This window comes from Pseudomonas sp. AC229, assembly GCF_979254655.1.
Genome location: NZ_CEEDHK010000001.1, coordinates 572,827 through 588,220, shown reverse-complemented (window position 1 = coordinate 588,220; position 15,394 = coordinate 572,827). Strand labels below are relative to the sequence as shown.

The 15,394-nt window shown below is 60.0% G+C and carries 19 protein-coding genes and 1 rRNA gene; 10 read left to right on the top strand and 10 right to left on the bottom strand.

Features of this window, described 5'->3' with window-relative positions:
* Positions 1 to 188: 188 nt before the first annotated feature.
* From rrf to AC0IW7_RS02665, 3 genes are all read left to right on the top strand, one after another.
* A 5S ribosomal RNA gene (gene rrf, locus AC0IW7_RS02675) occupies positions 189 to 304 on the top strand.
* A 271-nt stretch (positions 305 to 575) separates the two neighbouring features.
* Positions 576 to 1,652 carry a bifunctional DNA-binding transcriptional regulator/O6-methylguanine-DNA methyltransferase Ada gene (gene ada / locus AC0IW7_RS02670; protein WP_471815596.1) on the top strand — a complete coding sequence of 359 codons (1,077 nt, stop codon included), beginning with the start codon at positions 576 to 578 and terminating at the stop codon, positions 1,650 to 1,652.
* A gap of 199 nt (positions 1,653 to 1,851) precedes the next feature.
* Complete coding sequence (locus AC0IW7_RS02665; RefSeq protein ID WP_471815595.1) at positions 1,852 to 2,289, top strand: phage infection protein; 438 nt, start codon at positions 1,852 to 1,854, stop codon at positions 2,287 to 2,289.
* A 64-nt stretch (positions 2,290 to 2,353) separates the two neighbouring features.
* Here the strand turns inward: AC0IW7_RS02665 and AC0IW7_RS02660 are convergent, their stop codons facing one another.
* Positions 2,354 to 3,214 carry a LysR family transcriptional regulator gene (locus AC0IW7_RS02660; protein WP_471815594.1) on the bottom strand — a complete coding sequence of 287 codons (861 nt, stop codon included), beginning with the start codon at positions 3,212 to 3,214 and terminating at the stop codon, positions 2,354 to 2,356.
* A 132-nt stretch (positions 3,215 to 3,346) separates the two neighbouring features.
* Here AC0IW7_RS02660 and AC0IW7_RS02655 point away from each other — a divergent pair, with 132 nt between their 5' ends.
* Together AC0IW7_RS02655 and AC0IW7_RS02650 are read left to right on the top strand one after the other, a co-directional pair.
* Entirely contained in the window at positions 3,347 to 3,772 is a 426-nt protein-coding gene (locus tag AC0IW7_RS02655; RefSeq protein ID WP_471815593.1) for a VOC family protein, read from the top strand.
* A gap of 59 nt (positions 3,773 to 3,831) precedes the next feature.
* Complete coding sequence (locus AC0IW7_RS02650) at positions 3,832 to 4,362, top strand: hypothetical protein (RefSeq protein ID WP_122494684.1); 531 nt, start codon at positions 3,832 to 3,834, stop codon at positions 4,360 to 4,362.
* An 86-nt stretch (positions 4,363 to 4,448) separates the two neighbouring features.
* Here AC0IW7_RS02650 and AC0IW7_RS02645 read toward each other — a convergent pair whose 3' ends face one another.
* Genes AC0IW7_RS02645 through ureE form a run of 4 tightly spaced genes read right to left on the bottom strand, consistent with a single transcriptional unit; the run spans position 4,449 to position 6,878 of the window.
* The gene (locus AC0IW7_RS02645) at positions 4,449 to 5,021 is read right to left on the bottom strand and encodes a HupE/UreJ family protein (RefSeq protein ID WP_471815592.1); all 573 of its coding nucleotides are present in this window, start codon (positions 5,019 to 5,021) and stop codon (positions 4,449 to 4,451) included.
* 33 nt (positions 5,022 to 5,054) lie between these two features.
* The gene (ureG, locus tag AC0IW7_RS02640) at positions 5,055 to 5,669 is read right to left on the bottom strand and encodes an urease accessory protein UreG (RefSeq protein WP_108098371.1); all 615 of its coding nucleotides are present in this window, start codon (positions 5,667 to 5,669) and stop codon (positions 5,055 to 5,057) included.
* A gap of 22 nt (positions 5,670 to 5,691) precedes the next feature.
* A complete protein-coding gene (locus AC0IW7_RS02635; RefSeq protein WP_471815611.1) occupies positions 5,692 to 6,345 on the bottom strand; it encodes an urease accessory protein UreF in 654 nt (217 codons plus the stop codon).
* A gap of 32 nt (positions 6,346 to 6,377) precedes the next feature.
* Entirely contained in the window at positions 6,378 to 6,878 is a 501-nt protein-coding gene (gene ureE, locus AC0IW7_RS02630; protein WP_471815591.1) for an urease accessory protein UreE, read from the bottom strand.
* 487 nt (positions 6,879 to 7,365) lie between these two features.
* On the opposite strand from ureE, the gene AC0IW7_RS02625 reads away from it, so the two are divergent.
* The 4 genes from AC0IW7_RS02625 (at position 7,366) to AC0IW7_RS02610 (ending at position 9,990) form a co-directional block, all read left to right on the top strand.
* Complete coding sequence (locus tag AC0IW7_RS02625) at positions 7,366 to 8,229, top strand: isocitrate lyase/PEP mutase family protein (RefSeq protein ID WP_471815590.1); 864 nt, start codon at positions 7,366 to 7,368, stop codon at positions 8,227 to 8,229.
* Between the two features lie 95 nt (positions 8,230 to 8,324).
* Positions 8,325 to 8,591: a DksA/TraR family C4-type zinc finger protein gene (locus AC0IW7_RS02620; RefSeq protein ID WP_122494665.1), complete on the top strand. Its 267-nt coding sequence runs from the start codon at positions 8,325 to 8,327 to the stop codon at positions 8,589 to 8,591.
* A 179-nt stretch (positions 8,592 to 8,770) separates the two neighbouring features.
* Positions 8,771 to 9,694 (top strand): DnaJ C-terminal domain-containing protein, encoded by a 924-nt coding sequence (locus AC0IW7_RS02615; protein WP_471815589.1) that lies wholly within the window; start codon positions 8,771 to 8,773, stop codon positions 9,692 to 9,694.
* Between the two features lie 2 nt (positions 9,695 to 9,696).
* A complete protein-coding gene (locus AC0IW7_RS02610; protein WP_471815588.1) occupies positions 9,697 to 9,990 on the top strand; it encodes a chaperone modulator CbpM in 294 nt (97 codons plus the stop codon).
* Positions 9,991 to 9,998: 8 nt separating this feature from the next.
* On the opposite strand, the gene AC0IW7_RS02605 is transcribed toward AC0IW7_RS02610, so the two are convergent.
* Positions 9,999 to 10,724 (bottom strand): TorF family putative porin, encoded by a 726-nt coding sequence (locus tag AC0IW7_RS02605; protein ID WP_471815587.1) that lies wholly within the window; start codon positions 10,722 to 10,724, stop codon positions 9,999 to 10,001.
* A 369-nt stretch (positions 10,725 to 11,093) separates the two neighbouring features.
* On the opposite strand from AC0IW7_RS02605, the gene AC0IW7_RS02600 reads away from it, so the two are divergent.
* Positions 11,094 to 11,999, top strand: coding sequence for an AEC family transporter (locus tag AC0IW7_RS02600; RefSeq protein ID WP_471815586.1), 906 nt, complete (start codon positions 11,094 to 11,096; stop codon positions 11,997 to 11,999).
* A 4-nt stretch (positions 12,000 to 12,003) separates the two neighbouring features.
* Here the strand turns inward: AC0IW7_RS02600 and AC0IW7_RS02595 are convergent, their stop codons facing one another.
* The 4 genes from AC0IW7_RS02595 to AC0IW7_RS02580 all read right to left on the bottom strand — a co-directional run bounded on the left by AC0IW7_RS02595 (position 12,004) and on the right by AC0IW7_RS02580 (position 15,252).
* On the bottom strand, positions 12,004 to 13,122 hold the full coding sequence (locus AC0IW7_RS02595; protein ID WP_471815585.1) for a sensor histidine kinase: 1,119 nt from the start codon (positions 13,120 to 13,122) through the stop codon (positions 12,004 to 12,006).
* Between the two features lie 86 nt (positions 13,123 to 13,208).
* Complete coding sequence (locus AC0IW7_RS02590; RefSeq protein ID WP_471815584.1) at positions 13,209 to 13,736, bottom strand: hypothetical protein; 528 nt, start codon at positions 13,734 to 13,736, stop codon at positions 13,209 to 13,211.
* A gap of 123 nt (positions 13,737 to 13,859) precedes the next feature.
* Positions 13,860 to 14,744 (bottom strand): KPN_02809 family neutral zinc metallopeptidase, encoded by an 885-nt coding sequence (gene ypfJ, locus AC0IW7_RS02585; protein ID WP_463550577.1) that lies wholly within the window; start codon positions 14,742 to 14,744, stop codon positions 13,860 to 13,862.
* A gap of 73 nt (positions 14,745 to 14,817) precedes the next feature.
* The gene (locus AC0IW7_RS02580; protein ID WP_463550576.1) at positions 14,818 to 15,252 is read right to left on the bottom strand and encodes a DUF411 domain-containing protein; all 435 of its coding nucleotides are present in this window, start codon (positions 15,250 to 15,252) and stop codon (positions 14,818 to 14,820) included.
* Positions 15,253 to 15,394 lie beyond the last annotated feature (142 nt).

The following is a 15,394-nucleotide window of genomic DNA, read 5'->3' as shown; positions in this document are numbered from 1 at the left end:
AGGCGTTGAGCTAACCCATACTAATTGCCCGTGAGGCTTGACCATATAACACCCAAGCAATTTGCTTAGCGCAAATTGACGGTGTGAAGACGATTCAAACCGAAAATTCGGCAAACACACAAATTACCGCAACACACCATCACATACCCAATTTGGAGCTGCGCTAACGCGACGCTCCACCCGAATTGCTTGACGACCATAGAGCGTTGGAACCACCTGATCCCATCCCGAACTCAGTAGTGAAACGACGCATCGCCGATGGTAGTGTGGGGTCTCCCCATGTGAGAGTAGGTCATCGTCAAGCTTAAATTCCAAACCCCCTACTCGTGAAAACGGGTAGGGAGTTTGTTTTTGCGTTGAAGAAAAGTGAGGCAAGAGCAGCGGCCTCGCTTTGGAAGATGGCAGCTTGCGCAAGCACGTCCTCCGGCCTTGCCGACTCGGTGTCCGCCTCCACCTAGCGAGCCTGCAGGCAGCTTCACGCTCCTGGGAAACCTGAATTTGATAGCAAGATTCAGCATGCCCCGCCAATGCATCCCCTGATACCGTACGCTCAGCGTCCAATCGTGAGCTATTCGATGAGTTCCGACCCCAATAAACAGACCCGCATCGCGCAAACGCTAAACGACTCGCGCTGGCTTGCCGTGCAAGCGCGAGACAAAACGGCGGATGGTCAGTTCGTCTACGCAGTGCGATCTACGGGTATCTATTGCCGCCCTTCCTGCGCCGCCCGTCAGGCCTTGCCCGAGAATGTTCAATTCCATAACGACTGCTCCGCAGCTGAAGCTGCTGGATTCCGTGCGTGTCTTCGCTGTAAGCCGAACCAAAATTCGCTTGAGGAACAGCAGCGCGCTTTGATCGAACGCGCCTGTCACGCGATAGAACAAGCTGAAACGCCGCCGGCATTAAACACACTCGCGGCCGAGGTTGGGCTGAGCCCCTATCACTTCCATCGCCTATTCAAATCCATTACCGGCGTCACGCCAAAAGCCTATGCCAGTGCGCATCGAGCGAACCGCGTTCGTGACCAACTTAATAAGAACGAATCTGTAACCGACGCTCTATACGAAGCCGGCTTCAACTCCAGCGGACGCTTCTATTCCGTCGCCAACCAAATCCTAGGCATGACCCCGAAAGCCTACAAGTCTGGCGGTGCCAACGTACGTATCCGCTATGCCGTGGGCGACTGTTCGCTCGGTACCATGCTGGTGGCGCAAAGTGAGCGTGGCATTTGCGCGATCCTGTTTGATGACGACGGGCCAGCGCTCGAAGCGGATCTTCGTCGACGATTTCCCAACGCTCGCATCGAGCCTGCTGACCAGGCATTCAGCCAGACGCTCGCTAAAGTCATCGCGTTTGTCGAAGCGCCCGGCCAAGGGCTGGCGTTACCCTTGGATATACGCGGTACGGTGTTTCAGCAGCGGGTGTGGCAAGCGCTGCAAACAATTCCAGCAGGAAAGACCGCCAGCTATCGCGACATTGCCGAAGCTATTGGAGCTCCTCTCGCGGTTCGCGCGGTTGCCGGTGCCTGCGCGGCCAATTCTTTGGCTGTTGCCATTCCCTGTCATCGCGTCGTGCGCAACGATGGCGGCCTTTCAGGTTATCGCTGGGGTATCGAACGCAAGCGGAAATTGCTGGAAAAGGAGCGCGGCTGAGGCGTTAGAGCTACTAGAAGTAGGCGACATAAATTCGTTTCTGCCTATGTTTAGCCCTTTTATCTACCTGATTTAGAAAGGAAAAATCAGCAATCATTCGTATCGATGGTCACTATTGGGCCCTTTCACTTCTGCGAAAAATCTTGGTGAGTACCATAGGCTCCGTACCCACTTACCAGCCCCCAAAAGGAGCCGCAAAATGAAAAGCCAAGTATTCGCCAGCCTGATCCTGGCCAGCCTTTCCGCTAGTGTATTTGCCCTGCCATCCGATCAACCGCAGTTCACTTTCGACGGACAGTTCGTTCGCTCGTCCATGATTGCAGAGGGTGGTGCTGATCGTTCCGGTGCCAACCGCGTAGCCGAAGGTGGTGCAGACCGCACCGGTGCCAACCGCGTAGCCGAAGGTGGTGCAGACCGTACTGGTGCCAACCGCGTAGCTGAAGGTGGTGCAGACCGCACCGGCGCCAACCGTGTAGCCGAAGGTGGTGCAGACCGCACCGGCGCCAACCGCGTAGCCGAAGGTGGTGCAGACCGCACCGGCGCCAACCGCGTAGCTGAAGGTGGTGCAGACCGTACCGGTGCCAACCGCGTAGCTGAAGGTGGCGCTGATCGTACCGGTGCCAACCGTGTGGTTTGATGGTTCGCGTTACCTCACCTGAAAAGCCCGGCCAACCAAGCCGGGTTTTTTTATCGGTGGGTAATTAGTGCCTTTGGATGCACTCATTAAAGAGCTGCAGAATTGGTAAGTTTCGTTGGCTATGTCGCAGCAACATGATCAGCTCGCGGTGAAACGTCAGCTCGCCCAATTCGATGATTCTTACCTTGGCGCCCAACTCAAGCCACAGCCCCGCCAGAGGAATCAGCGTAACGCCCAGGCCGCATTCCACCATCTTCACAATCCCGTCCAACTCATCCAGCTCTAGCGCCACCTGAACATCCAAACGCTGCTCACGTAAAAAGCGGCTCACTAACCGTCCTCCAAACGAGGTCCGGTCATAACGCACCAGCGGGTGCTCGCTCAAGATCTGCAACGGATCGTCGCCACTAACGCCCTCCGGCACCACAAGCACGAACGGTTCCTGGCGAAGCAACTGAGTGTGCAACTCCTTGGGCAGCGGGAAAGGCGGGCGAATCAAAATGGCCACATCCAGTTCGCCGGCATCCACCTGACTCAGTAAGTTGAGCGAAACGCCCGGAACCAGCTTCGGTTCTACCCTCGGCGCAGCCTGTCGTAATCGCAGCAGTGCGCTAGGCAATAAGCCGGTCTGCACGCTGGCAATTGCGCCAATTCGCAACTCGCCGCTGCATTCTCCCGAGCTGTCCACAGTGGCCATCCGGCCAAAAAGGTCCAGCATTTCGCCGGCCATGGGCAGCGCACGTTTGCCGGCCGCATTGAGCACCGCTTGCCGTCCGGTGCGATCAAACAATGACTGATTGAGGGCTCGCTCCAAGTTGCGTATTTGCGCGCTGACCGCCGACTGCGTGAGGCCGATGTGCATGCCTGCCGCCGCAAAGGTGCCGTACCGCGCTACGGCGAGAAACGTCTTTAGTTCGCGCAGCATTCGCTCGGCTCGTCTGTGGGATTGATCGAAATAATTTGTGCTCGGTGCAAAAAATACCGTCTTTCAATTCATAACTACAAGGCTAGACTCAAACCCGAGCAGTTATTCCCACGTTTTGTTGAGGCATTTCGTATGAGTCTTTCCCCCTTTCATTTAGCTATCCCTGTGTTCGATCTTCCTGCCGCGCGCCAGTTTTACGGTGAGACCTTTGGATTGGCAGAGGGCCGCTCCAGCGAGAAGTGGGTCGATTTCAATTTCTTCGGCCACCAATTGGTGATTCACGAACACCCGAAAACCTCTTCCCAGGAACAGGTGATGACCAACGAGGTGGATGGTCACGACGTACCGGTGCCGCATTTCGGCGTGGTGTTGGGGTGGCAAGAGTGGGAAGCGTTGTCCAAACGCCTTCAGGAAAAAGGCCTGATGTTTGTTATTGAGCCGCACATCCGGTTCCAAGGTCAGGTTGGCGAGCAAGCCACCATGTTCCTGTTCGACCCATGCGGTAACGCGCTTGAGTTCAAGGCCTTCAAAGATATCGGCCAACTGTTCGCCAAATAGCAGGGCTCGCACCTTCGCGATATCCTTGGCGCCCTCAACTCAGCCAGGACCCGCTCCCCATGAAAGACCAACTCGTAGAACTGATCAGCAAAATAAGTTCGGGGTGCATGGGCGCCGAGGAAATCGACAAAATCGCGGACGAAGCGGCGCAAGCCTACGCCGATCCGGCTGCCTTTCTGGCGGCTAATCCGGATATCAACTACGACGATACATTCCCCATCCCACTCGGCGAATGGGTAGTGGTGGGGAGCCTGCCGGAAACGGTGCTGTTCCAGGCAGACAGTTACCCCGACCTGCTGCAACAGATCATCGACTCGTTTGGCAAAGAAGTGACGTTCAACATCAAGCCCAAACAACTGCAGAAAACCGAACCGCTGACGGCGATGAACCGGATTCAGGTGCAGCTCAGCGCTTTGAGCCCGGAGACCAAGGGCTACGTGTTGGTGGACTTCAGTCAGCCGCTTGATGACGAGATGCAAGCAGTGTTGGTGTACACCACCGATCTTGAGCGGGTTCTAGAATTGGCCGCAGCGGTGGGCATTGCTGCGGCAGGTTCCTACGAAGCGTTGCGAGTGGCGGTACACGTTTAACCGGTGCTGGCGTCATCGAGGCTGAAGCCTCTCCCACAGGACAACGGTCGTGCGGGAGAGGGCTCCGTAACGTCAGCCTCGTCGACTTAGCTCACCAGCAACCAGGCGCCAGCCCCAGCCGATATCGCGCCAGCAATCCGCACCAGCGGCGCGGCAGCAGACGGCAATACGCGAACCAAGCCATAGCCGGCCGCATGCAACGCCGCAGTCGCCGCTACGAGGCCGGCCGCGTAACCCCACGGGCTCGCCACTTCAGGCAATTCCAGGCCATGCGCCACGCCATGGGCCAGTGCGAACAATGCCGTCAGCGCCATAGCCACGGCCACTGGAGGCCGCACGGCTACAGCCACCAGCAAGCCCAGCGCCAACACGGAAGCGGCAATACCCGTTTCCATAAACGGCAACTGCAGCCCTTCGAATCCCAGTACGCCGCCTAGCAGCATGGTGCCGACGAAGGTCATCGGCAGGGCCCAGCGCGCCAGGCCTTTCTGTTGTGCCGCCCACAGCCCGACCGCCAGCATGGCGAGTAAATGGTCGAGGCCCGAGACCGGGTGAGCGATGCCGGCGAGCAGGCCGCTGCTGTCATGGCCTGGGTGGGCAAATGCAACGGCGGGAGAAAGAAACAGGGCGAGGCTAAATAGGGCTTTACGCACGTTCATGTGAGCTCCTTTTTTGTTAAGACGACAGACGTTTCAGGCAGCGGTAAGCAAGCCCTGTTTCTCGATAAAGGCGATGATTTCGTCCAGACCCTGGCCAACTTTCTGGTTGCTGAACACGAAGGGCTTGTCGCCGCGCATCTTCTTGGTGTCGCGCTCCATCACTTCCAGCGACGCACCAACCATCGGCGCCAGGTCAACTTTGTTGATCACCAGCAGGTCGGACTTGCAGATGCCGGGGCCGCCCTTGCGCGGTAGCTTGTCGCCCGCTGAAACGTCGATTACGTACAAGGTCAGGTCGGACAGTTCCGGACTGAACGTGGCCGAAAGGTTGTCGCCGCCCGACTCGACGATGATCAGGTCCAGGCCAGGAAAGCGACGGTTGAGCTGGTCGACGGCTTCCAGGTTGATGGAGGCATCTTCACGGATCGCGGTGTGCGGGCAGCCGCCCGTTTCCACGCCGATGATGCGTTCCGGCGCCAGTGCTTCGTTTCGTACAAGAAATTGCGCGTCTTCCTGGGTGTAAATGTCGTTGGTCACCACGGCCAGGTTGTAGCGTTCGCGCAGCGCCAGGCACAGGGCGAGGGTCAGTGCGGTTTTGCCGGAGCCTACCGGGCCACCGATACCGACGCGTAGAGGTTGGCTGTTCATGTGTGTCTGTTCCTTTTGGCGATCAAGAGCGGAAGAGGCGGCTGTATTGGCGCTCGTGCGCCATGCTGGCCAGCGCCAGGCCAAAGGCGGCGCTGCCTCGTTGTTCGGGTGCGCAGTGTTGCGCTTGCATGTGGGCTTGCTGCAGCAATGGCAGAAGCTGCGACGTCAGGCGCTGCGCGGCTTGCTGACCCAACGGCAGGGTTTTCATCAGCACCGCCAGCTGGTTTTCCAGCCAGCCCCAGAGCCATGCGGCCAGCGCGTCGTCAGCGCTGATGGCCCAGGCGCGTGCGGCCAATGCCCACATCACGGCCAGACCAGGCTCGGATTGTTGTGCGAGGAAGCTACGGGTGTCGTCGTCCAGTTCAGGCAAGCCTTCAAGTAATTGTTTGAGCGAATAACCCATCTGCCGGCTTTCCTGCTGCAGCTCACGGGTTTCCCGACTGGCACGGTGTTGTTCGCTAAGCGTGGCCAGCGCGGACCAGTCGCCGGCCAGCGCAGCGGTGCAATGGGCCCTCAATAAGGGGGCTTCGAAGCGGGCGAGGTTGAGCAGCAGTTGATCGGCGATCCAGCGCTGAGCGCTGTCCGAGTCGCACACCAGGGCGCGCTCGACCGCCATTTCCAGCCCCTGTGAATAGCTGTAGCCGCCAATTGGCAACTGCGGGCTGGCCAGGCGCATCAACGCCCATGCCGGACTGAAGGGGCCAATGCTCACGTGCGCACGCCAAATTGGTGCAGGCGCGGCGCATAGCTGAACTCCTCGTCGCCAGCGTGGGAATGGTGGTGCCCGCCGCCGTATGCGCCTTGCTCGGGTTGATACGGGGCGTCAATGAGTTCGACGGTCGCGCCTAGCTGCTCAAGCATCGCTTGCAGCACGTAGTCTTCCGGCAAGCGCAGCCAGCCGTCACCCAATTGCAGGGCGACATGGCGATTGCCGAGGTGGTAAGCGGCGCGGGTGAGTTCGAAGGCATTGGCGCAGGTGACGTGTAGCAAGCGTTCAGGGCTGGCGCTGACACGAACGACGCGCCCGTCTTGCGCCTGAAGAAACTCGCCATCGTGCAGCGCCGGCTGGCCACGTTCCAGTAACAAGCCGACGTCTTCGCCGGAGACCGTAAAGCAGCGCAGGCGACTTTTACTGCGTGCGGCAAAGCTCAAGTGCAATTCGGCGTCCCAGCTCTGCTGTGGCTGGATACGGGAATGGATGACCAACATAACGGTGTACCGGCAGATTCAATACCGGTTGCAGAGCAAGGGCGGTGCCAAACCTGCCAGCGCCCGTAGCAACCGGGGCGGGGTAAAAACTGGGGCACTGGTCAGGTTTTATTTGGTGCGCGCGAGGTTGCCGTGCGCCGTAATGGTGCGCTCTGGCGTGGGATTAATTTAATGGGGTTTCGAGCGGCGTTTGCAGGTGAGGTTTTCGGAACGTTGCTTTAGGAGCATCGCGGCTGAAGCCGCTCCTACAAGGGAAACGCGGTAGCGTGGCCGAGAGGGGAACCGCGGTTCAGGAACCATTTATCAGGTAGTGGCGGTTTGCCGCCCCTACATGGCCGGCGGCGGCGTAAATTCGCCACCCTCAGCCAGCAACACGCCGTCGAAAGCCTCTAGAAAGGGGCCGCGGGTTAAGCTGGCAGCGGGTATGTGTCTTGCTAAGGTTAGGTAACGACTCATACCACCAATAAAAACAGCTGTTGGAACCCCTATGCCCAGAGCCTCCCACCATGCGCTGCGCGGCACCTTCCGTGCGTTGCTGTCATCCGAATTCTGCTACCACACCGCGTCGGTGTTCGATCCCATGTCCGCGCGCATTGCCGGCGACCTCGGTTTCGAAGTCGGCATTCTCGGCGGTTCGGTTGCCTCCTTGCAGGTACTGGCAGCGCCGGACTTCGCGCTGATCACCCTGAGCGAATTCGTCGAACAAGCCACCCGTATTGGCCGCGTCGCCAACCTTCCGGTGATTGCCGATGCCGACCACGGCTACGGCAACGCGCTGAACGTAATGCGCACCGTGAAGGAACTCGAGCGCGCCGGTGTCGCCGCGCTGACGCTGGAGGACACCCTGCTGCCGGCGCAGTTCGGGCGCAAATCCACCGACCTGATTCCGGTGGAAGAGGGCGTCGGCAAGATTCGCGCAGCGCTGGAAGCCCGTGTGGATGCGGCGTTGGCGATCATCGCCCGCACCAATGCCGGCGTGCTGTCGGTGGATGAAGTCATCAGCCGCACCCTGGCCTATCAAGCCGCCGGTGCAGACGGCATCTGCATGGTCGGTATCACCGACTTCGAACACCTGGAACGCATCGCCGAGCACCTCACCGTGCCGATCATGTTGGTCACTTACGGCAATCCGTCGCTGCGCGACGATGCGCGCTTGGCCAGCCTGGGCGTGCGCATCGTGGTTGACGGCCACGCCGCCTATTTTGCCGCCATCAAAGCCACCTACGATTGCCTGCGCGAACAGCGCCAAGTGGTTGCCACTGACCTCAGCGCTTCGGAGCTTTCGCACAAATACACGCACCCGGAAGACTATTTGCTCTGGGCGAAAGAGTTTATGGAAGTGAAGGAATAATCCGACCGTTCATGCAGCTCTATGCCGCTTGAGCTTGTAAAAAAACACCCGCGCGCCCATATCTTTCTCTAACGCAAACGAGCGGGAGACAGATCATGGCCGGCGGTTGGGCAAGTGATGGAGCCGTACAAGAGCAGATAGACAGCAGCATCGAAGACGCCATCGCGCGTGCACGCAGCAATCTGCCCAAGGGCGAAAGCCTGAAACACTGCGAAGAATGCGACGCCGCCATCCCCGAGGCGCGGCGCCAAGCCATTCCCGGCGTACGCCTGTGTGTCGCCTGCCAGGCTGAACACGACAAGGCAAACTCGGCCAGCGCCGGGTATAACCGTCGCGGCAGCAAAGACAGCCAACTCCGTTGAACAACTACTGATCAGGCAATTGCCGCCGCTTTCCCGCCGACTGTAAAAACGTAGCGAGCGAAGGGAAAGCAAGGCGAAAGGTGGTGAAAAAAGCGGAGTTGGCTGTAGCCAATGAGCATTTTTGAATCCACCTTTCAACGCCGCTTAACCGAGCGCAGTAGTTTTTTACCGGAGTGACGATGGACTTTAAGGACTACTACAAAATTCTGGGCGTCGAGCCCACGGCAGACGAGAAGGCGATCAAAGCCGCCTACCGCAAGCTCGCGCGCAAATACCACCCTGACGTGAGTAAGGAAAAGGATGCGGAAGTCCACTTCAAAGAAGTGGCCGAGGCCTATGACGTGCTCAAGGACGCCGACAAACGCGCCGAGTTCGATGACCTGCGCAAGTACGGCCAGCATGGCCGGCCGTTCGAGCACCCGCGCGGTCGGCAGCCGGGTGCCGGTGCGTTTACCGATGCCTACGGTGGCGATTATTCCGACTTTTTCGAGTCGATCTTTCGCCGTGGCGGTGGCGCCGAGCAGGCGCGCAACCGTGCTCGCAAAGGCCAGGATGTGGAAATGGATCTGCCGGTGTTTCTTGAAGAAACCCTGACCGGCGAGGCGAAGAAAATATCCTTCCAGCTCCCCGCCGCCAGCGGCCAGGCGGCGCAAAGCAAAAGCCTCAACGTGAAGATTCCCTTCGGTGTCACCGACGGCGAGCGCATTCGCCTGAAAGGGCAGGGCGGTCCCGGCAGTGCCGGCGGGCAGCCGGGCGATCTGTACCTGAATGTTCGCTTCGCACCCCATCCGTTGTTTGATGTTCAGGGCAGCGACTTGGTGCTCACCGTGCCGTTGGCGCCCTGGGAAGCTGCGCTGGGTACAAAAGTCGAGGCGCCGACGCTAAACGGCCGTATCACCCTGACCATTCCGGCCAACAGCCAGAGCGGCCAGCGTCTGCGCATTAAAGGCCGAGGCTTGGGCACCAAAGCCGGAGAGCGCGGCGATTTGTATGCGCAGCTCAAAGTTGTGATGCCAAAAACCACCAGCGACGATGCGCGCAAACTCTGGGAGAAACTGGCGCAGAAAGTCGACTTCGATCCCCGCAGCGAATGGAGCAAATGAGCATGAGCGACCCATTAGGCATGCAAGAACTTTGTCAGACCGTGGCGATTCCCAGCTCACTGCTGATGGAAATCGTCGAGCACGGCATCATCGATCCGGCCGGTCGCGGCCCGGACAGCTGGCAGTTCGATCAGCACGCGCTGATCACCTGCCGCCGCGCCGCACGGCTACAGCGCGAGTTGGAGATGGAATGGTCGGGCATCGCCCTGGCCTTGCAGCTGCTCGACGACCTGGAGCAGGTGCGCCGGGAAAACCGTCAGCTGAAAAGCCAGCTTGGCCGTTTTCTCAGCGAGTAGCGCCGCCGTCAGAACAGCGACCGCTCTGCCTTGAACATGAAGTAATCCTCGCAGTAGCCGTTGTGCCCCGAATACGCCACGCATTGCGGCCCGCTCAACGTGGAGCCGCTGTACGACAGGTTCAGGTCGATGCCTGCCCACGGGCGCGACAGGTTCAGCGACCAATCGTTGAACACCCGCACCACCCCGCCATCGCCGTAGGTCACCGCGTCGTCCAGCGTGTGATTGGCGTACTTCATTGACAGGTTCATGGCCAACGGCGGATTCAGCGCCAAGTCCATTAACAACGTACTGTCGGCGCGCCCCGGCGCCTGGCTGAAGGCGGCGCCGAAGCGGCTGTCGAGCAGGGTCAGGCCGGCGTAATACTCGTTGCTGTCGTTGGCGCTGAAGCCGGGATGGCTGTAGCGGATCAAGCCCATTTCATAGCCGAAGCGGTTGTTGAACGGGCGCTTGAAGCCGCTGTAGGAATCGAGCTCTAGCTGGCTGTCACGGGCGATGCCCATGCTCGGCGACCATTGGCCCAGGTACCAGCCGCTCTCGTGGGTCAGGTCGAGGCCGCCTTGAAAGGTGCCGTTCTGCGCCGGCTGCACCAAACCCTGCGCCATGCTGCGGGTGGGCGTGGTGCCCAGTTGCAAATCGTAGGGGCCCAATTCGCGTTCCATCACCTGGCCGTGGGCGGCGGCGCAGGCAAACAGTGTGGCGGCCAGCAATGTGGCTTTTAACGAGGTCATCAATGTTCACTCCAGATGTTGAGTAAGGAGTGGCTTGCACGCTGGCAGGGGCGCTCAGCCTGTAACGACAGCGGTTGGCACGCTGGCGTTACCCGTGTTTTGTCGCCTGCGGTGGGCTCTCTGTGGAGCTTTTTCTCGCGCGGAACCGCAGGCTAGAGCGGTCCGAGAGTACCGCCATGCGCCGACAATGGGCCGCCATTCGTCGATGGACGCGGAAAAATCGACGGGCTGTCGAAAAGGCCATTACCCAGGCGCAAAGGCGCTGGCTAGACGCTACCAAGACGCTAGTAGGGGTTGTGTCAGTCCAATCGCCCCGGCAGGATGCTTGCCACGCTAACGATCTCGCGTTTTCTTCTGTCGTCTGGAGCGGTGATGTTTTCCCAGATTCTCTCAACCCTCATGCCGGTGTTTTTGATCACAGGTTGCGGGGCGCTGTACGGCCATCTACGCAAACCGGACATGCGTGGCCTCAATACCCTCAACATGGAATTGCTGGTGCCATTGCTGGTATTCGCCGTGCTGGCCGACAGCAAGGCGGCGCTGCAGGACTACGCCAGCCTGGCGCTCGCCGGGGCGGGGATTGTGTTGGGCTCGGGGCTGGTGCTGTGGCCGTTTGCGCGCTGGTTGAAGCTCGACCTGCGCACCTTTTTGCCGCCGATGATGTTCAGCAACACCGGCAACATGGGCTTGCCACTGATGGCCCTGGCATTCGGCGAGAAAGCGCTGCCGGCAGCCGTGGTGCTGTTTATCGTGGAAATGCTGCTGCACTTCACCGTCGGCCTGCGCATGCTCGACCCGGCCACGCCGCTGTGGCGCCTGTACCGGATTCCCGTGGTGCTGGCGACTATCGCTGGCTTGGCCATCAACCTGAGCGGTCTGCACCTGCCGCATTGGCTACTCGAGTCGGCGACCATGCTGGGCACCACCAGCGTTCCGCTAATGCTCTTCGCCCTTGGTGTACGCATGCTCGATGTCGACTTCAGCGCCTGGAAAATCGGCCTGCTCGGCGCGATTGCCTGCCCTGCGAGCGGCTTGATTCTCGCCTGGCCACTTATCCAACTGCTCGACCTGCAAGGCCTGCAACTGGCCTGCTTGTGGGTGTTCGCTGCGCTGCCACCAGCGGTACTCAACTACATGCTCGCCGAGCAATACCACCGCGACCCGCACAAAGTGGCGTCGATGGTATTGATCGGCAATCTGGGCAGTGCGGCGGTTATGCCCGTGGTGTTGGGCCTGCTGTTTTCCGCCGGCTATGGCGCGCCGGTGGTTGCGCCGTAAGTGCTTAACGCTTGGGCAACATCACGGTGAATGTGGTGCCGTCTTCGTGGTTGGAACTCACGTTGACGGTGCCGCCGTGGGCGAGCACCACTTCGTTGACGATAAACAAGCCCAGGCCCAGGCTGGTTTCGCCGGCGCGGTCGCTGGTGCTGCGCACGAGCGGGAAGAAGATGGTGGAGATGGCACTTTCCAGAATGGGCTCGCCCTGGTTGTGCACCACCAGGGTCACGCTGTCGGTTTCACCGAGCAGGCGCACGGTGATCGGCAGGTTGCTGGCGCCGTGTTGCAGGGCGTTGCCGATCAGGTTTTGCAGCAGCTGTTCGATACGGCCCTGATCCCACTCGCCCTCGGTGTCGCCGCTCACTTCAAAGCGCAGATCGCTCAGCGGCTGGCCGGCGCTGGCTTCGTCGATAGCGGCCTGGCAGAGCAGGCTCATGTTCACAGGCGAGCGCACGATGGGCAGGGTGTTGCCCAGCCGGCTGCGCACGAATTCCAACAGGTCGTTAACCATGCCGCTCATGTGCCGGGTGCTGTTGCGGATGCGCTGCACATGGCTGCGGGCTTTGTCGTCCAGGCCCGGCTTGCTGGCCAGCAATTCGCTGGACATGCTCACCGCCTGCAACGGCGCGCGCAGGTCGTGGCCGAGAATGGCCAGGAAAATATCGCGGGAGTGATTGACCTGCTCGGCGTAGGCCGCCGTGGATTCTGCCAGCGCTTCGTCGATCGCTTCGTTGAAGCGGATCAGGTCGCGCATGTGCACCAGTTCCATCTGCACCAGGCTGTCGGTCCACAAGCGGATAACACTGGCGCGCAGATGGCGGAATTCGGAAGTCATTTGCACCAGGTCAAAGCCGACCTGATGGCGCAGCTCGCCGTGGCTGGCGGCAGCCACGTCAAGACTTGGGGTTTTCTCAGGGCCTTCGCCCATGGCTTTGGCCGCGCTTTCCATGCGCGTTTGCGCGGTGTTCATGTCGCGCGCGGCGGCCAGCAGAATGGCCTTGGCATGGTCGCGCAGTTCGACCTTATTCATGCTGTCGGCAGCGGGACGAATGGTCATGGCAAAGGCCTCCCATTCATCGACGATGCGGTCAACGGTGGCGACGATAAACTCGGCAAGACGCATGCTTGAACACCCCGGACAGCTACGACGATCAGGCATATTAGCTGCTTTCGTTGCGCTTGCTAGCGGCGTTTTGCTGGCGTCGGTTTTCAGGGTTTTACCTCGACCATACGGTCATTTTCCAAGCGCAAGGTGATCACCACCGGCAGGCTTGGAAAATTGGGTGGATCGTCTTCGGTGTTGGCCATGGCGGGGATGTTAAACGTGACGGCGCCGCTGGTTTCGTCGCGACTGGCGGTAGCCTTGAGGTCATCAATTGAGCGACGCATGTCACCGCCGATTTGCATCACATCGATCAAGCGGTAATGCGGGTCGCCGGCCTCGTTGGCATCGGGCTCGAACACCGCCAGGTACTGGTTGTAGCTGTTGCCCATGGAAAAGCCTTCCACGGTGAACACGGCCAGCGTCAGGTAATTGTGGCTGCCCAGGTCAAGGTCTTGCGCCAGGGTTGCTTCGGGGTAGCCGGTGGCGAAACTGTCGCTGAGTGCGGCCACCAAGTGTTCGACCTGGATGGTCAGCGCTTTGGGTGGCGCTTCGGGTGTTGTTTCGGCTTCACCGTCGGCATGGGCCAGCACACAGAACAAGGCCAGAGCGGCCGGCAGCAGAGCGATTTTCATACCTGAATATCCGCGAGAACAGGGGTGGCGGATGGTAGAACATCGCGGCTGAAGCCGCTCCCACAGGGTGCACGATTTCTGTAGGAGCGGCTTTAGCCGCGAGATGTTGATCTGCTGCGTGATCTACAGCGTCGTCGCCTTAAACGTATCGCACCCACTCACCTTGCCGCCTTCATAGCCCGCCTTAAACCAACGCACGCGCTGCTGCGACGTGCCGTGGGTGAAAGAGTCCGGCACCACTCGCCCACGCGACTGCTGTTGTAAACGGTCATCGCCAATCGCGTTCGCCGCATTCAAGGCTTCCTCAAGGTCACCCGGCTCCAGCCAGTTCAAGCGTTGCTGTGCATGAAACGCCCACACCCCGGCCAGGCAGTCGGCTTGCAGCTCCTGGCGCACCAGCAGACCGTTGGCACCTTCCATCTTGGCGCCGCTCTGCCTCGCGCTGTCGACCTTGGCCGACACGCCCAACAGTGTTTGCACATGGTGGCCGACCTCGTGAGCGATCACGTAAGCCTGCGCGAAATCGCCAGCGGCGGAGAAGCGTTGAGCCATTTCTTTGAAGAAGTCGAGGTCGAGATAGACCTGATGGTCGCCTGGGCAATAAAACGGCCCGGTGGCTGAGTCGGCGAAGCCGCAGGCGGAATTCACGCCGCCGCGAAACAGCACCAGGGTGGGGTCCTGATACTGCTTGCCGGCTTGTTGGAAAATGGCGCGCCAAGTGTCTTCGGTGTCGCCGAGTACGGAGCGCACGAACTCGGCTTGTTCATCGTTGGCCGGCGGCGCGTGGCCTTCGGTTTGGCTGGGGGCGGTGGAGACGCCAGCCTGGTTGGCCAGTTGCCCGAGAATTTGCATCGGGTCTTGGCCGGTAACCAGCCCAAACACCACGATGATCGCCACGGCACCCAGGCTCAGGCCTTTGCCGCCGCCGATGCGCATACCGCCGCCACCACCGCCGCTGTCGCGGGCATCCACTACGTTGTCGCTGCGTCGGCCTTTCTTCCAGAGCATGGTGTTTCTCCTTTGTGTGGCGCTTGAGTGTTGCCAGTTAAAGGTGCTCGCGCCAGGCCGACGGTCTGTTACATCACTTGCCGTCGTAGTGGGTCAGCACCTGCTCGGCGCCATTACTCTGCACACCGATCACATCATAGGCATCACGAACGTCGCCATGTTCCATCCCTGGTGATCCCATTGGCATACCGGGCGCTGCGGCGCCGATCAAATCGGCGCGAGCACGCAGTTTGAGGATGTCACTGGCGGGTACATGGCCTTCGACAAATTTGCCGTCGATCACGCCGGTGTGACAGCTGCCGAGCTTGTGGGGAACGCCGAGGCGGGTTTTCACCGCGCTCATGTCGGTTTCCACATGGTCGTTCACTTTGAAGCCGTTGGTTTCCAAATGGCTGATCCAGGCTTTGCAGCAACCGCAATTGGCGTCGCGGTGAACATCAATGGCGATGGGCTCGGCGGCCTGCAGGGTGCCGGCGAACAAAAGAGAAGCGAGAGCAAAACGGCGCATGGCGGTAACTCCACGGTTAAAGATGCCGTGCAGCATAGCCGCTGGTCATGGGGCGCCTAAGTGGGTCGCTGTTTATAGATATGTCAGAAGGACAGCAAGGCGCCTACGTTTCCTTCCGGCAGAACGACTATCCTGCAGCCTT

Coding starts and splice junctions, on each gene's coding strand:
- ada (WP_471815596.1), top strand. CDS start 576: ATGAGTTCCGACCCCAATAAACAGACCCGCATCGCGCAAACGCTAAAC.
- AC0IW7_RS02665 (WP_471815595.1), top strand. CDS start 1,852: ATGAAAAGCCAAGTATTCGCCAGCCTGATCCTGGCCAGCCTTTCCGCT.
- AC0IW7_RS02660 (WP_471815594.1), bottom strand. CDS start 3,214: ATGCTGCGCGAACTAAAGACGTTTCTCGCCGTAGCGCGGTACGGCACC.
- AC0IW7_RS02655 (WP_471815593.1), top strand. CDS start 3,347: ATGAGTCTTTCCCCCTTTCATTTAGCTATCCCTGTGTTCGATCTTCCT.
- AC0IW7_RS02650 (WP_122494684.1), top strand. CDS start 3,832: ATGAAAGACCAACTCGTAGAACTGATCAGCAAAATAAGTTCGGGGTGC.
- AC0IW7_RS02645 (WP_471815592.1), bottom strand. CDS start 5,021: ATGAACGTGCGTAAAGCCCTATTTAGCCTCGCCCTGTTTCTTTCTCCC.
- ureG (WP_108098371.1), bottom strand. CDS start 5,669: ATGAACAGCCAACCTCTACGCGTCGGTATCGGTGGCCCGGTAGGCTCC.
- AC0IW7_RS02635 (WP_471815611.1), bottom strand. CDS start 6,345: ATGCGCCTGGCCAGCCCGCAGTTGCCAATTGGCGGCTACAGCTATTCA.
- ureE (WP_471815591.1), bottom strand. CDS start 6,878: ATGTTGGTCATCCATTCCCGTATCCAGCCACAGCAGAGCTGGGACGCC.
- AC0IW7_RS02625 (WP_471815590.1), top strand. CDS start 7,366: ATGCCCAGAGCCTCCCACCATGCGCTGCGCGGCACCTTCCGTGCGTTG.
- AC0IW7_RS02620 (WP_122494665.1), top strand. CDS start 8,325: ATGGCCGGCGGTTGGGCAAGTGATGGAGCCGTACAAGAGCAGATAGAC.
- AC0IW7_RS02615 (WP_471815589.1), top strand. CDS start 8,771: ATGGACTTTAAGGACTACTACAAAATTCTGGGCGTCGAGCCCACGGCA.
- AC0IW7_RS02610 (WP_471815588.1), top strand. CDS start 9,697: ATGAGCGACCCATTAGGCATGCAAGAACTTTGTCAGACCGTGGCGATT.
- AC0IW7_RS02600 (WP_471815586.1), top strand. CDS start 11,094: ATGTTTTCCCAGATTCTCTCAACCCTCATGCCGGTGTTTTTGATCACA.
- AC0IW7_RS02595 (WP_471815585.1), bottom strand. CDS start 13,122: ATGCGTCTTGCCGAGTTTATCGTCGCCACCGTTGACCGCATCGTCGAT.
- AC0IW7_RS02590 (WP_471815584.1), bottom strand. CDS start 13,736: ATGAAAATCGCTCTGCTGCCGGCCGCTCTGGCCTTGTTCTGTGTGCTG.
- ypfJ (WP_463550577.1), bottom strand. CDS start 14,744: ATGCTCTGGAAGAAAGGCCGACGCAGCGACAACGTAGTGGATGCCCGC.
- AC0IW7_RS02580 (WP_463550576.1), bottom strand. CDS start 15,252: ATGCGCCGTTTTGCTCTCGCTTCTCTTTTGTTCGCCGGCACCCTGCAG.